General features: G+C 70.9%; 15 protein-coding genes and 1 pseudogene. 5 read left to right on the top strand and 11 right to left on the bottom strand.

The features are described 5' to 3' along the window. Positions 1-189, top strand: a 189-nt coding sequence (locus tag GWI24_RS29820; RefSeq protein ID WP_210948995.1) for a hypothetical protein, incomplete at its 5' end; no start/stop codon positions are given. A 244-nt stretch (positions 190-433) separates the two neighbouring features. Here GWI24_RS29820 and GWI24_RS29815 read toward each other — a convergent pair. Genes GWI24_RS29815 through GWI24_RS29800 form a run of 4 tightly spaced genes read right to left on the bottom strand, consistent with a single transcriptional unit; the run spans position 434 to position 4,276 of the window. Continuing rightward, positions 434-1,462 carry an L-idonate 5-dehydrogenase gene (locus tag GWI24_RS29815; RefSeq protein ID WP_210948994.1) on the bottom strand — a complete coding sequence of 343 codons (1,029 nt, stop codon included), beginning with the start codon at positions 1,460-1,462 and terminating at the stop codon, positions 434-436. 38 nt (positions 1,463-1,500) lie between these two features. After that, positions 1,501-2,289, bottom strand: a complete 789-nt coding sequence (locus tag GWI24_RS29810) for an SDR family oxidoreductase (RefSeq protein ID WP_210948993.1) — start codon at positions 2,287-2,289, stop codon at positions 1,501-1,503. 56 nt (positions 2,290-2,345) lie between these two features. Further along, the gene (locus tag GWI24_RS29805; protein ID WP_210948992.1) at positions 2,346-3,743 is read right to left on the bottom strand and encodes a gluconate:H+ symporter; all 1,398 of its coding nucleotides are present in this window, start codon (positions 3,741-3,743) and stop codon (positions 2,346-2,348) included. 20 nt (positions 3,744-3,763) lie between these two features. After that, positions 3,764-4,276, bottom strand: a complete 513-nt coding sequence (locus GWI24_RS29800) for a gluconokinase (protein ID WP_210948991.1) — start codon at positions 4,274-4,276, stop codon at positions 3,764-3,766. 133 nt (positions 4,277-4,409) lie between these two features. Between GWI24_RS29800 and GWI24_RS29795 the strand changes: the two genes are divergently transcribed. Next, positions 4,410-5,141 carry a FadR/GntR family transcriptional regulator gene (locus GWI24_RS29795; RefSeq protein WP_210948990.1) on the top strand — a complete coding sequence of 244 codons (732 nt, stop codon included), beginning with the start codon at positions 4,410-4,412 and terminating at the stop codon, positions 5,139-5,141. 30 nt (positions 5,142-5,171) lie between these two features. Here GWI24_RS29795 and GWI24_RS29790 read toward each other — a convergent pair whose 3' ends face one another. Next, positions 5,172-5,921 carry an SDR family NAD(P)-dependent oxidoreductase gene (locus GWI24_RS29790; protein WP_210948989.1) on the bottom strand — a complete coding sequence of 250 codons (750 nt, stop codon included), beginning with the start codon at positions 5,919-5,921 and terminating at the stop codon, positions 5,172-5,174. A gap of 97 nt (positions 5,922-6,018) precedes the next feature. On the opposite strand from GWI24_RS29790, the gene GWI24_RS29785 reads away from it, so the two are divergent. Beyond that, positions 6,019-6,648 carry a TetR/AcrR family transcriptional regulator gene (locus GWI24_RS29785; RefSeq protein ID WP_210948988.1) on the top strand — a complete coding sequence of 210 codons (630 nt, stop codon included), beginning with the start codon at positions 6,019-6,021 and terminating at the stop codon, positions 6,646-6,648. Positions 6,649-6,696: 48 nt separating this feature from the next. Here the strand turns inward: GWI24_RS29785 and GWI24_RS45640 are convergent. The 3 genes and pseudogenes from GWI24_RS45640 to GWI24_RS29775 all read right to left on the bottom strand — a co-directional run. After that, positions 6,697-6,807: pseudogene (locus tag GWI24_RS45640) on the bottom strand (VapC toxin family PIN domain ribonuclease); the annotation flags it as partial. Between the two features lie 55 nt (positions 6,808-6,862). After that, on the bottom strand, positions 6,863-7,105 hold the full coding sequence (locus GWI24_RS29780; protein ID WP_210948987.1) for a type II toxin-antitoxin system VapB family antitoxin: 243 nt from the start codon (positions 7,103-7,105) through the stop codon (positions 6,863-6,865). 167 nt (positions 7,106-7,272) lie between these two features. Beyond that, the gene (locus tag GWI24_RS29775; protein ID WP_210948986.1) at positions 7,273-8,325 is read right to left on the bottom strand and encodes an Lrp/AsnC family transcriptional regulator; all 1,053 of its coding nucleotides are present in this window, start codon (positions 8,323-8,325) and stop codon (positions 7,273-7,275) included. A 171-nt stretch (positions 8,326-8,496) separates the two neighbouring features. Here GWI24_RS29775 and GWI24_RS29770 point away from each other — a divergent pair, with 171 nt between their 5' ends. After that, positions 8,497-9,213, top strand: a complete 717-nt coding sequence (locus GWI24_RS29770; protein ID WP_210948985.1) for an SDR family NAD(P)-dependent oxidoreductase — start codon at positions 8,497-8,499, stop codon at positions 9,211-9,213. Positions 9,214-9,433: 220 nt separating this feature from the next. Here the strand turns inward: GWI24_RS29770 and GWI24_RS29765 are convergent, their stop codons facing one another. Beyond that, positions 9,434-10,126: a TetR/AcrR family transcriptional regulator gene (locus GWI24_RS29765; protein ID WP_210948984.1), complete on the bottom strand. Its 693-nt coding sequence runs from the start codon at positions 10,124-10,126 to the stop codon at positions 9,434-9,436. A 53-nt stretch (positions 10,127-10,179) separates the two neighbouring features. On the opposite strand from GWI24_RS29765, the gene GWI24_RS29760 reads away from it, so the two are divergent. Then, positions 10,180-11,298, top strand: coding sequence for an NAD(P)/FAD-dependent oxidoreductase (locus GWI24_RS29760; RefSeq protein WP_210948983.1), 1,119 nt, complete (start codon positions 10,180-10,182; stop codon positions 11,296-11,298). A gap of 260 nt (positions 11,299-11,558) precedes the next feature. On the opposite strand, the gene GWI24_RS29755 is transcribed toward GWI24_RS29760, so the two are convergent. After that, positions 11,559-12,386, bottom strand: a complete 828-nt coding sequence (locus GWI24_RS29755) for a DUF1963 domain-containing protein (protein WP_210948982.1) — start codon at positions 12,384-12,386, stop codon at positions 11,559-11,561. Positions 12,387-12,425: 39 nt separating this feature from the next. Further along, on the bottom strand, positions 12,426-12,688 hold a 263-nt coding region (locus GWI24_RS29750), incomplete at its 5' end, for an ATP-binding protein (RefSeq protein ID WP_210948981.1).

Raw genomic sequence — 12,688 nt, 5'->3', positions numbered from 1 at the left:
GCACCCGCACACATCCGGGCCGCCCGGCCAGGGTCCGGGGCGGAGCCCCGATTCCCCTCGTCCCTGAACCCCAGCGGCGCACGAGCCGACCGCCGCCGCGAACAGCTCACCGGCCGGGGCGCCGACCGCGCCACCTGCGACACGGCCGGGGTCTGGGGCGGAGCCCCAGTTGCGGAAAGGGGCGGGTAGGGGAACAGCCCGCCGCAGGCGCCACGGTCCGCCGGACACGGCAGCGCGTCGAACGACGGCTCAGCCGCCAGCAGCCGCAACGCGTCGTCGAACTCGTGCACACCGACGCGGCGGAAGACCGCGCGGGCACCCGCACACATCCGGGCCGCCCGGCCGGGGTCTGGGGCGGAGCCCCAGTTGAGGGAAGGGGCGGGTAGGGGAACAGCCCGCCGCAGGCGCCACGGTCCGCCGGACACGGCCCGGCCTACGCGAAGTCCAACAGCACCTTGCAGGACTGGCCGCGATCGGCGGCCAAGGCGAATGCCTCCGCCGCCTCCCCCACCGGCCGCACCCCGCTGATCAGCGCGTCGAACGACGGCTCAGCCGCCAGCAGCCGCAACGCGTCGTCGAACTCGGCGTGGAAGCGCAACGCGCCCCGCAGTTCGATCTCGCGGCTGACCAGTACGTTCCCGGCGAACGGACTCTGCCCCGGCGGCAGCATGCCCAGCTGCACCACCACCCCGCCGCGCCGCACCCTCCGCAGGCAGGTGTCGAGTCCGGCGGCCACGCCGGATGCCTCGATGGCGACGTCGACCTCGGCCGAGGGCCAGTTGGGGTCGTCCGGGTCGTCCGCCCGTACGCACGCGGTCGCTCCGGCCGCCGCCGCGAACTCCAGGGCACGGGGCAGCAGATCGGTCGCCGTGATGGTCGCCGCACCCGCCGCGCGGGCCGCCGCGATGGTCAGGCAGCCGATCGGGCCGGCGCCGGTGACCAGCACATGACGGCCCTTCACCGCGCCCGCCCGCCGTACCGCGTGCAGCGCGACGGACAGCGGTTCGGCGAGCGCCGCCCGGCGCGGGTCCAGTCCGTCGGGCAGGGCGCGCAGTTGCGCCGCCGGGACGGTGATACGGGAGGCGAAGCCGCCCTGGACATGGGGGAATCGCGCGGCGCTGCCCAGGTAGCGGGTGTCGCGGCAGACGTTGGCGCGGCCGTCGGCGCACTCCGGGCACACCTCGCACGGCGTCGCCGGATGCACGGCGACCGGCGTGCCGACCGCGGGCCCGGTCGCGCCCTCGCCGTACGCCACCACCGTGCCCACGACCTCGTGCCCCAGCACCATCGGCTCCTGCAGCCGGAAGTCGCCCACCCCGCCGTGCCGGTGGTAGTGGAGATCCGATCCGCAGATCCCGCCGTAGCGGATCGCCACGAGCGCCTGCCCGGGCGCCGGTTCCGGCTCCGGGAGTTCCTCGACCCGCAGATCTCCCTGCCCGTGGATCACACAGCCCAGCACCATCCGCCCAGCCTCCTCAAGCTCACCTGGTATCCCAGCGTTCACAACACGCTCGTCATGCCGCCGTCTACGTACAGCACCTGTCCGCTCACGAAGTCCGCCGCCGGGGACGCGAGATACAGCAGCGCCCCGATCAGGTCCTCGGTGCGGCCCCAGCGCCCGGCCGGGGTCCGCCCGCGTACCCAGGCGCTGAACTCCTCGTCCTCGACCAGCGGCCGGGTCAGCTCGGTCTCGATGTAGCCGGGGCCGAGCCCGTTGACCTGGATTCCGTACCGGCCCCAGTCCGCGCACATGCCCTTGGTGAGCATCTTCAGCGCGCCCTTGGTCGCCGCGTAGGGCGCGATGCCGGGGCGGACCACCTCGCTCTGGAGGGAGCAGATGTTGACGATCTTGCCGTGGCCGCGGGTGGTCATCCGCCGGGCGGCCTCCCGGCCCACCAGGAAGGCGCTGGTGAGGTTGGTGTCCAGGATCTGTCGCCAGGCGTCGTCGGTGAACTCAAGCAGCGGCGCCCGGTTCTGCATCCCGGCGTTGTTGACCAGGATGTCGAGCGGGCCCACCCGCTCCTCGACATCGGCGATACCGGCGGCGACGGCCGGGCCGTCGGTGACGTCGAACGCGGCGGTGTGCACCCCCGCGCCCCCCGCAACCCCCGCGTCGACGCCGCCGAGTTCGGCGGCGGCCTTCTCCAGGGCCCGCGGATCGCGCCCGTTGAGCACCACCGTGCAGCCGGCCTCCACCAGACCCCGCGCGAAGGCGTGGCCGATGCCCCGGCTGGAGCCGGTGACCAGCGCGGTGCGGCCCGCGATGTCGAAGAGCGGATGTGTCGTCATGGCGTGCGTGCCTCTCCGGTTCTCAGCTCACCAGTTCTCGGAATCATCACCAGTTCCTAGATCACCAGTGACAGCAGCAGGACGAAGACGAGCCCGACGACGGAGATGATCGTCTCCATCACCGACCAGGTCCGCACCGTCTGCCCGACGCTCATCCCGAAGTACTCCTTGACCAGCCAGAATCCCGCGTCGTTGACATGGCTGAAGAAGAGCGACCCGGCGCCGATGGACAGCACCAGCAGCGCCACATGCGTACTGGACATATCGGCGGCGAGCGGGGTCATCAGCCCGGCGGCCGAGATCGTGGCCACCGTCGCCGAGCCGGTGGCCAGCCGGATGGCGACCGCGATCAGCCAGGCGAGGAGCAGCGCGGAGACGCTCCAGTCCTCGGAGATGTCCATGATCATCTTGCCGACGCCGATGTCGATGAGGGTCTGCTTGAAGCCGCCGCCCGCGGCGACGATCAGCAGCATGCCCGCGATCGGGGCGAGCGAGTGCTCGACGGTGGAGGAGAGCCGGTCCCGGGTGAAGCCCGCCGGCCGACCCAGCGTGAACATGCCCACGATCACGGCCGCCAGCAGAGCGATCAGGGGGTTGCCGATGACGTCGGCGACCCGCTGGACGCCGTTCTCCGGGTCGTCCACCACGATGTCGACCAGTGCCTTGATCAGCATCAGCACGACCGGCAGCAGCACGGTGAACACGGTGACGCCGAACCCGGGGCGCCGCTCCAGCTCCTCCGACGGGCGCGTGGGCATCAGCCGGTCCGGCGGGGTGACGTCGACCCAGCGGGCGGCGACGCGCGAGAAGACCGGGCCCGCGATGATCGCGGTGGGGATGGCGATGAGGACACCGAGCGCCAGGGTGATCCCCAGGTCGGCGTGGACCGCGTCGATCGCGGCGAGCGGGCCGGGGTGCGGCGGCACCAGGCCGTGCATCACGGACAGACCGGCGAGCGCCGGGATGCCGATCCGCATCAGGGAGAAATTGCCGCGCTTGGCGACCAGCAGCACCACCGGGATCATCAGCACCATGCCGACCTCGAAGAAGAGCGGCAGCCCGATGATCCCCGCGATCAGCACCATCGCCCAGGGCATCGTCCGGTTGTTCGCCCTGGCGAGGATCGTGTCGACGATCTGGTCCGCGCCGCCGGAGTCGGCGAGCAGCTTGCCGAGGATCGCGCCGAGGGCGATCAGCACGCCGACGCCCGCGACGGTCGATCCGAGACCGGCCGAGAAGCTGGTGATGACCTTGTCGAGCGGGGCTCCCGCGACGGCGCCGAGCGCCAGTGAGCCGATCGTCAGCGACAGAAACGCGTGCAGCTTGGTCTGGGTGATGAGCAGGACGAGAACGGCTATGCCGACGAGGACGGCTATGCCGAGCTGTGCGTGACCGGCCGACGTGATCGGGTCGACGGTGTCCGCTGCCAGCATCTCGGCGCTGAGTCTGGTCACGGCGGGTTTCCTAACGTGCGTTACTGGTGTTCGAGCCGCCGCAGTTCGGCGGCGGCCCGCTCGGTGATGGCCTCGGGTTCGGGGGAGACGTCCACGGCGACGCCGTACTCGTCCGGCTGGAGCGGTTCGAGCGTGGCGAGCTGCGAATCGAGCAGGTCCCCGGAGAAGAAGTGGCCCTTGCGCTCCTTCATCCGCCCGGCGATCACCTCGCGGTCGCCGGTCAGATGGAGGAAGACGATGCCGGGGGCGGCGGACCGCAGCCGGTCGCGGTACATCCGCTTGAGCGCGGAGCAGCTCACCACTCCCCCGCCCTCGGCGTGGTCGTGGGCCCAGGCACCGATGGCGTCCAGCCAGGGGCGTCGGTCGTCGTCGTCCAGCGGGGTCCCGGCCGACATCTTGGCGATGTTGGCCGGCGGGTGGAAGTCGTCGGCCTCGGCGTACGGGACGCCGAGCTCCTCCGCCAGCAGGGGGCCGACCGTGGTCTTGCCCGTACCGGACACTCCCATGACCACGACAACCTGGGGGGCGTGCATTGTGTGAAACCTCGCTGTCTTCTTCGACCTCGGCGCCGCCGGACACTCAACCCCACAGATACGACGTATTCAAGAGTCCGTGACTTAAAAGTCATACTTATTTGATGGACGGGTGGCCGCGTAGGCTGAGCGCATGGACGAACAGGGGCCCGAGGGCCGTGGTCAGAGGCCCAGGGGCCGGGGGTTGCACGACCGCGTCCTGGAATCCCTCGGCCCCGCGATCACGGCGGGCGACTACCCGCCCGGCACGGTGCTCCGCACGGACGAACTGGAGCGGCGCTACGACGTCTCCCGCACGGTCGTCCGGGAGGCGGTGCGGGTCCTGGAGTCCATGCACCTGGTGGAGTCCCGCCGCCGGGTCGGGGTGACCGTGCGCCCCACCGAGGAGTGGGACGTCTTCGACCCCCAGATCATCCGCTGGCGCCTGGCCGGCCCCGACCGCCCCCGCCAGCTCCGCTCCCTCACCGCCCTGCGCTCGGCCATCGAGCCCGCCGCCGCCGGGCTGGCCGCCGAGCACGCCACGCCTGAGCAGTGCGCCGAACTCACCGAGCACGCGCTCAACATGGTGGCCACCTCACGCGGCCAGCAGCTCCCCGCGTATCTGATCCACGACGTGGCCTTCCACCGCGTGATCCTGCGCGCCTCGGGCAATGAGATGTTCGCCCGCCTCGGCGACGTCGTGGCGGAGGTCCTCACCGGCCGCACCCAGCACCGCGTCATGTTCAGCGACCCCGACCCGGAGGCGGTCACCCTCCACGTCCGCGTGGCCGAAGCGGTCCGCGCGGGCGACGCGGAGGCGGCGGAGCGCTACACGAGGGAGATCACCGTGGGCGCGCTGCGGGAGCTGGACATCCTGGCGCCGTGAGCGCGCCCGAGGGCGGCCGGTGCGCCCGGGTCAGATCTGGTTCTCACCTCCGTCGACGTAGAAGTTGGCGCCGAGGACGAAGCTGCTCTGCTCGGAGGCGAGGAACGCCACGAGCCCGGCGACCTCCTCCGGGCGCCCCATCCGGCCGATCGCGGCGGTCGTGGCGAGGTGTGCCCTGAGGTCGGCCGCGTTGTCCTCGCCGGCGAGGGCCGTGATTCCCGGAGTGTCGATCGGGCCCGGCGAGATCGCGTTGACCCGGATGCCGCGGCCCTTGAGCTCATTGGCCCAGGTCCGCGCGAAGGAGCGGATCGCGGCCTTGGACGCCGCATACGCGCCGAACGCCTCCGTGCCGTTGTCGGCGGCGGTGGAGGCGTTCAGGATCACCGAGGCGCCGTCGTTGAGCAGCGGCAGCGCCTTCTGCACGGTGAACAGCTTGCCCCGCACATTGACGGCGAAGATCCGGTCGAGGTGCTCCTCGGTGACCTCCTCCAGTGTCGCGAACGCGGCGGTCGCCGCGTTCGCGAAGACCACGTCCAGACCCCGGCCCCGGGCGCGGACCGCGTCGTAGAGCCGGTCCAGGTCGGCCAGGTCGGTGACGTCACCCGCCACCGCGGTGGCCCCCGCCGGGCCGATGGCCTCGACGGCCGCGTCCAGCTCGGCCTTCCGCCTGCCGGTGATGAACACGTGCGCGCCCTCGGCCGCCAGCCGTACGGCGGTGGCCAGGCCGATCCCGGTGCCGCCGCCGGTGATGACGGCGGTCTTGCCCTCAAGCTGTCCCATGTCAATGACCTCCCCAAATTTCGGTACCGTTCGGTACTGAAATGGGAGCGTAGCGCACTTCTGAACCGATCGGTACTGAAGAGGTATGCTCGACGGCATGAAGACGCGTCAGCAGACACCGATCGGCCGACCGAGGGGTTTCGACGCCGACGAGGCCCTCGAGCGCGCCATGCGGGTCTTCTGGGAGCAGGGCTACGAAGGCGCCAGCCTCACCGACCTGACCAGCGCCATGGGCATCACCCGCACCAGCATGTACGCGGCCTTCGGCAACAAGGAGGACCTGTTCCGCAAGGCCCTGGAGCGCTACTCCGAGGGCCCCGCCGCATACGCGGACCGGGCCATGCGGGAACCGACCGCCCGGCAGGTGGCCACCGCGTTCCTCCACGGCTCCGTCCGGGCCAACACCCGCCCCGGCTGCCCCGCCGGATGCCTCGGCGTCCAGGGCTCCCTCGCCGCCGGCGACCCCGGACGCGGCGCCCGCGACGCCCTCATCGCCTGGCGCAACGAGGGCACGGCCCGCCTCCGCGACCGGTTCCGGCGGGCCGTCGACGAAGGCGATCTGCCACCGGACACCGATCCCGGAGTGGTCGCCCGCTACCTCATGACCGTGGCGAACGGCATGGCCGTCCAAGCGGCCAGCGGTGCCACACGGAAAGAGTTGCAGCAGGTGGCCGACGTGGCGCTGGGCAACTGGCCGCCCGCCCAGGAGGTGTCCGACGGATCGTGACGCCCGCGGCGGGCCGCGGTTCCGATCTCAGCGGGGAGCCGCGAGCACTCAGCGGGGAGTCGCGAAGACGTTGCGCTCCGCGAGGTCCGAGAGAAGGCGCGCGGCCACCCGGAAGTCGGCGTCGTCGTGCAACACGACGAGCCCGTGGTGTGCGGCCGTCGGTCACGCTGGAGACGCCAGACGGCCGTGGAGGCGGCAAGGTAGCGGATCACGGTCAGGCCGCACCCTTCTCCATACGCCCAGAGCCACCCTTCTCGGCCGCGTGACGCTGCCAGAACCCTTCCTCGTCCCACTGCTGCGCCTGCTCCAGGTGGCGCAGGCGCGCCTCGGTGCGCGCCCGGCGCTCGGCGTACTCGCGGAGGGCGATGTTGACCATCTCCTTCTTGGTCTTGGCGCCGGACAGCCGCATGGCCTCCGCGAGGGCGTCGTCGTCGATGTCGATCTGGGTGGCGGACACCGGAACCTCCAAGGGATGGGCTGCATACAAAGGTGGCCGATGTCGCATACAAAGCGCATGCGATGCGGGGCATCGATGCGGCTTCAAGAGGTCCGCGAGGAGGATCGGACCGGATTTTGGCGGTCTTCCCGGCCGCGATGGCAGGGCGGCGGCAGCCGTCCAGCCTCTCAGCGTCGCGCGCGAGCGCTGGATGGCTCGACGAGGCGATCGTCGGAGAGCCGAGTGCCGGCCTGCTTGACGTGCCTCAGCACGGGTGAGACCTCCATGCTCTGCAGTCCGGTCAGGGACCCAATGCGATCCGAAGTGAACTCGAACAGTTCGTCGAGGTCCCGGCAGTGCGCGACGGCGTGAATGTTCCAGGGCCCGGAGATGGCCGCTGCGAAGGCGACCTCGGGTTCCTGCGCGAGTGTGCGGCCCGCGGTCTTCACGGCTGACGGGTGCACGCGAAGCCAGAGGTTCGCGCGAGCGTGATAGCCCAAGGCTGCTGCCGCGATCTCGACGTCGATGTGGAGGACGCGGTGCTTGAGCAGCGCATCAAGGCGTCGCGAGACGCGTCCCGGAGTGAGGCCGGCGGCTGTGGCGAGATCGACGAGACTGGCGCGGCCATCCGCAGCGAGCGCGTCGAGCAGCTTCTCGTCCTCGGGGGTGAGGCGCAGGGGCTCGCGAGTGACAACCGGAGACTCGGTGAAGGGAGGCCCGCCGCTCCCCAACGCCGCTTCCTCCTTCGGGGACAGTGTGCCCTGCAGGGCGGACCAGTAATGGGCGCGGCCTCCGAGGAATTGGCGGAGCATGGCGAAGGCGTTGATGTCGATCACCGCCGCAGTGCGGGGAAGCCGCTGCCCCAGGAGATCCTCGCGCTGTTCCCGCGTCCGGGATTGCGTCGCACAGGTGATCTCGCAGCCCGCCGCACTCAGGGCCACCCAGTTGACGTCGTCACGCTTGGCGAGCGCGTCGGCGATCGCCGCGACACTGCCAGGGCGGCAGCGCAGTCTCACCAGCCACCTGCTCTGCCCCAGGGCGCCCGGGTTGACCACGCCGGCCACGCGGATGACGCCGTCGGCGCGCAGGCGGCGATACCGGCGGTTGACGGCGCCCTCGGTCAGGCCGAGGGCGGACGCGATCGCGGCGAACGAAGCCCGCGGAGCGATCTGCAGCGCCCGAATGATTCGTACATCATCAGGCTCTACCGAAGCGGATTCCGTCATGAGCACCCTTGCCATATCGGCAATCGTACAAACGAGCGCTCGTGGTTCGCCTGCGGTGCGGTGCGGACGAAACACTTGAAGCGCACGGGTTGAGGGGCCACCGCGGCGGGACCTCCCTGTGCCGATCCCGGGGCCTCGACGATGCCCGAACAGAGCCCCACACTCGAAGAACGGAGTTGACGCTGGATGTCATCGACTGGCACCGAACAACACCCATCGACCGCTCTCATCATCGGGGCCTCGCGCGGCCTCGGCCACGCGATGGCGGCGGAGTTCCTCGACAGGGGCTGGAACGTCGTCGGCACCGTTCGCGACACCACTGCCCGAACGCCGCTGCACGATCTCGCGGACCACGCCGACGGGCGGATAACCATCGAACATCTCGACATCAACGACCCCGGCCAACTGCCCCCGCTGCACGAACGTCTGGCGCACCGCCGGCTCGACATGCTCTTCGTCAACGCGGGCACCACCAACAATGAGCAGACGCCCGTCGGCGCGGTTGCGACAGCCGACTTCATCGAAGTGATGGTCACCAACGCGCTCAGCCCCATGCGCGTCATCGAGGCCCTCGAAGACCTGGTGTCCCCGGTGGGGCTCATCGGGGCGATGTCCTCCGGGCAGGGCAGCATCACGAACAACACGACCGGAGGCCGCGAGATCTACCGAGGGAGCAAAGCAGCCCTGAACATGTTCCTGCGGAGCTTCGCGGCCCGGCAAGGTGAGACGCGGCGCGCCTTCGTGCTCATGGCGCCGGGCTGGATACGCACCGCCCTGGGTGGTCCGGATGCGCCGTTCACCATCGAGGAGACCGTCCCCTTGCTGGTGGATATCCTGCTTTCCCGACTGGGCACGCCCGGCCTGGCGTATCTGGACCGCTTCGGCCGGACCGTCCCTTGGTGAACCCCTCGACGGTAAACCCCTCGACCACCGGCCACGGCACCGCGAGCGGGTCCCCAGGAACAGGCCGATGTGACTCCGGCTGTCAGAGGCTGAACGACACGCCTGCGAGCTTCTCCGAGGCGTCCCAGAGCTGCCGGTCGGATGCTGTCGCGCGACGGTCGACCCACCGGCCTCGTGGACACCGACCCCGGCCTCGCTCACCTTCGGCAAGAGCTGAGCGTCACGCCGGCGGCCGGGTGAGTTTGGCGGCCACGGCGTCGAGGACCCAGTCCAGGCCGGTCGCGAAGGACGTCTCGGCGTCCACGTCCGTGCCGTCGTACACGGCCTTGGTCAGCGCCGGGAAGCGGCCCGTGGCCAACATTCTCGTCACATGCGGGCCGGAGGCGCGCTGCCAGTCGCGCTTGGACAGGCCCGTGGCCCGCTCGGCCCGCAGGTTCGCGATCTCGCGCCTGATCGCGCCGGTGAAGTAGGCGCTGACAGTCTCCACGGCGCGCATGACGGTGTCGATGTCGGCGAGGCCGTCGAGGGCGGCCAGCGTGGCCTCGGTCACGGCGAGGCCGTTCGGGCCCAGGGTCGGGCGGCCGCCGAGCAGATCGGCCAGCCATTCGTGGCGGAGAGCGGTCTGCCTGGTGCGGTGGGCGAGGATGCGCAGCGCCTCCCGCCAGTCACCGGGCTGCTCCTCGGGGAGAATCTCGGCGTGGACCTCGTCCACCATGAGGTCGAACAGCTCCTCCTTGGTGGAGATGTATCCGTACAGCCGCATCGGACCGGCGTTCAGCCGGGCGGCGACCTTGCGCAACGACACCGCCTCCAGCCCGCCCTCGTCGGCCAGCGCGATGGCGGCGGCGACGATCCGCTCCCGGTCGAGCGGCACGGGGCGAGTCGGCGGCTCCGGCCGGTCCCACACAGTCATGGTCACATCGTACTGTTGCGATGCATTGTAATGAGGCAATACAGTGTATCGACATGAGACATCGCATCGCCGTGGTCGGCAGTGGCCCGGCCGGCCTTACCTTCGCCCGCGTTCTGCACCGCCATGATCACCCCGTCACCGTCCTCGAACGCGATCCCGCCCCCGACGCCCGCCCCCCGGGCGGCACGCTGGACCTGCATGAAGGGCTGGGCCAGCTCGCGCTGGACAAGGCGGGGCTGCTGGCGGAGTTCCAGGCGCTGTCTCGTCCCGAGGGGCAGGCCATGCGCATCCTGGACGCGGACGGGACCGTCCTGCGCGACTGGCGACCCCGTCCAGATGACCGGGCCAATCCCGAGATCGACCGCGGGCAACTCCGTGACCTGCTGCTCGGTCCTCTCGACGTCCGGTGGGGGCGGGGCGTGACACAGGTGGTGCCGGGGACCCGGGATGGCGTACTCGTCCATTTCGCGGACGGGCGACAGGAGACGTTCGACCTCGTGGTCGGCGCGGACGGCGCCTGGTCCCGGACCCGCCCGGCAGTCTCGCCGGTGACGCCGCACTACACCGGCGTCACCACGGTCGAGACCTCCCTGCACGACGTCGACACCCGCCATCCTGACCTCGCCCGATTGATCGGCGACGGCTCCCTGGCTGTGTACGGCGTGAACCGAGCTCTCGTCGCCCAGCGCAACAGCGGCGGCCACGTCAAGGTGTACGCCCAGTTCCGCGCGCCGCTGGACTGGCACACGAACCTGGACCCGGCCGACGTCGAGGCCGTGCGATCGAGCCTGCTGGCTCTGTTCGACGGCTGGGCCGCCCCCGTCCTCGACCTCCTCCGCCACGGCACCGCCTTCGTCCACCGCCCCCTCTACGTCCTGCCCGTGTCCCACACCTGGACCCACGTCTCCGGGGTGACGCTACTGGGCGACGCCGCCCATCTGATGCCCCCATTGGGGGTGGGCGCGAACCTCGCGATGCTGGAAGGCGCCGAACTCGCCGAGTCCATCGCCACCGGCCCTGGAGATCTGGACGAGGCCGTCCGCGCCTTCGAGGAACAGATGTGGGCACGGGCCGGCAGGTGGGCGAAGTTCACGACGGCCGGTCTGGAACGCCTCGTGAGCCCGGACCCCGCCGAAGCCCTCGCCCTCTTCGACCAACTCCAGCCATCCTGACCGCCAAGCGCGAGAGCACCAGCACCAACAGCTCGCCACGGCTTCACGGGACAGTACGGCACCGCCGCGGCCCCTTCCGGCAAAACCACCGCCCGCGATACGAACCCCGGCCAAGACGGTCCGCCTCCTGGACGGTCAGCATGTCCCCGCCGCGGATGCGCGACAGCGCCTCCAGCAGCGCCGGCCGGTCCTCGCACCGAACGCAGCCCTCAGCTCGCCACCGCCAAAATCCGGTCCGATCCTCCTCGCGGGCCAAGACGTCACCAGATGTCCGGTGCCGGGATCGCCCGGCTGAAGTCGCCACCACGCAGTGCGTCGGCGGGGATCGACCAGTGCATCCAGCCGCCGTCGCCGCCGATCCACCACTCGTCCTGCCCGGACAACTGGAGCAAGTGCTGGTAACGGCTCGGATCTTCGTCGTCCGGCAGCGTCGGCGAGGATCCCGTGGGGAACACCGGCCAGCCGAAGGCCATGTCCTCGGCGTGGAGCGCGTACGGCTGCTCCGACCAGCCGGGGAGCAGGTCGGTGATGTCGTACACGGGCATGTCGTCGACCACGGAGCCCAAGTCGACCGTGTCCCAGGCCGGGTCCCATGTGTCGGGGAAGGCGAACCCGGGTGACGCCGTCCACGCGACCGGCTCGAAGACGCTCGACCGGGCTGGTGCGTCCGTCTCCACCGCGTGGGCGGAACGGGCCGGGACGACCGCCCCCAGCCGCGGGTCGATGAGGTCCAACTCGAGGGACAGTTCAAGGGCGGCGGGATCGCACCGCCCCGATTCGGCGTCGAGGGCGAAGAAGTTCAGCAGACCCGTCCCGGCGGGGAGAAGGTCACCGAGCCAGGGGGCCAGTGCGTCGGCGTCGAGGACGGCGAGCAGGCTCAGCGGTACGCCCTCACAGTCGGGCCACGGCGTGCCCGGCTCGAGCATCGCCCGGCCGCCGAACCGACTGTGCCCGGCCGCCTCGCCCGGCCCGGCTTCGGTGAGCTCGAAACCGGGCCGGGCGAGACGTACGAGGCGCGCGGCCAAGGGGGCGCCGAGCCGCTCGGCGCAGAAGTCATGCAGGGCGGAAAACGTAGCCTCAGGGTCCATCCGGGAAGTCAAACACCCACCTGTGACAGGCGGGACGACTCAGGTCCCGATCTCCGCCCACACCGTCTTGCCGATCAGCTCGGGTACGACGCCCCAGCGATCCGCCAACTCCTCGACCAGCAGCAGCCCGCGCCCGCACTCGCGCGGCGCACCGGGCTCGGGAACCGGGCGCACGGTCGGCATGCGTTCGACGCGGGCATCCCGCACCTCGATACGGAGCGTGGGCCCGGTGACGGTGAGTGCGTTGAGGTCGCCACGACCCAGGGCCTGAGACGGAGCCCCAGCCCGGGGTCTGGGGCGGA

Source organism: Streptomyces sp. MK37H (assembly GCF_018035285.1).
In the GTDB taxonomy this organism is placed as follows: domain Bacteria; phylum Actinomycetota; class Actinomycetes; order Streptomycetales; family Streptomycetaceae; genus Streptomyces; species Streptomyces endocoffeicus.
Note: the sequence above shows the minus strand (reverse complement) of the source record. Positions and strands in the feature narration are given on the sequence as shown.

Coding starts and splice junctions, on each gene's coding strand:
- GWI24_RS29815 (WP_210948994.1), bottom strand. CDS start 1,462: ATGGTGCTGGGCTGTGTGATCCACGGGCAGGGAGATCTGCGGGTCGAG.
- GWI24_RS29810 (WP_210948993.1), bottom strand. CDS start 2,289: ATGACGACACATCCGCTCTTCGACATCGCGGGCCGCACCGCGCTGGTC.
- GWI24_RS29800 (WP_210948991.1), bottom strand. CDS start 4,276: ATGCACGCCCCCCAGGTTGTCGTGGTCATGGGAGTGTCCGGTACGGGC.
- GWI24_RS29795 (WP_210948990.1), top strand. CDS start 4,410: ATGGACGAACAGGGGCCCGAGGGCCGTGGTCAGAGGCCCAGGGGCCGG.
- GWI24_RS29790 (WP_210948989.1), bottom strand. CDS start 5,921: ATGGGACAGCTTGAGGGCAAGACCGCCGTCATCACCGGCGGCGGCACC.
- GWI24_RS29785 (WP_210948988.1), top strand. CDS start 6,019: ATGAAGACGCGTCAGCAGACACCGATCGGCCGACCGAGGGGTTTCGAC.
- GWI24_RS29775 (WP_210948986.1), bottom strand. CDS start 8,325: ATGGCAAGGGTGCTCATGACGGAATCCGCTTCGGTAGAGCCTGATGAT.
- GWI24_RS29770 (WP_210948985.1), top strand. CDS start 8,497: ATGTCATCGACTGGCACCGAACAACACCCATCGACCGCTCTCATCATC.
- GWI24_RS29765 (WP_210948984.1), bottom strand. CDS start 10,126: ATGACTGTGTGGGACCGGCCGGAGCCGCCGACTCGCCCCGTGCCGCTC.
- GWI24_RS29760 (WP_210948983.1), top strand. CDS start 10,180: ATGAGACATCGCATCGCCGTGGTCGGCAGTGGCCCGGCCGGCCTTACC.
- GWI24_RS29755 (WP_210948982.1), bottom strand. CDS start 12,386: ATGGACCCTGAGGCTACGTTTTCCGCCCTGCATGACTTCTGCGCCGAG.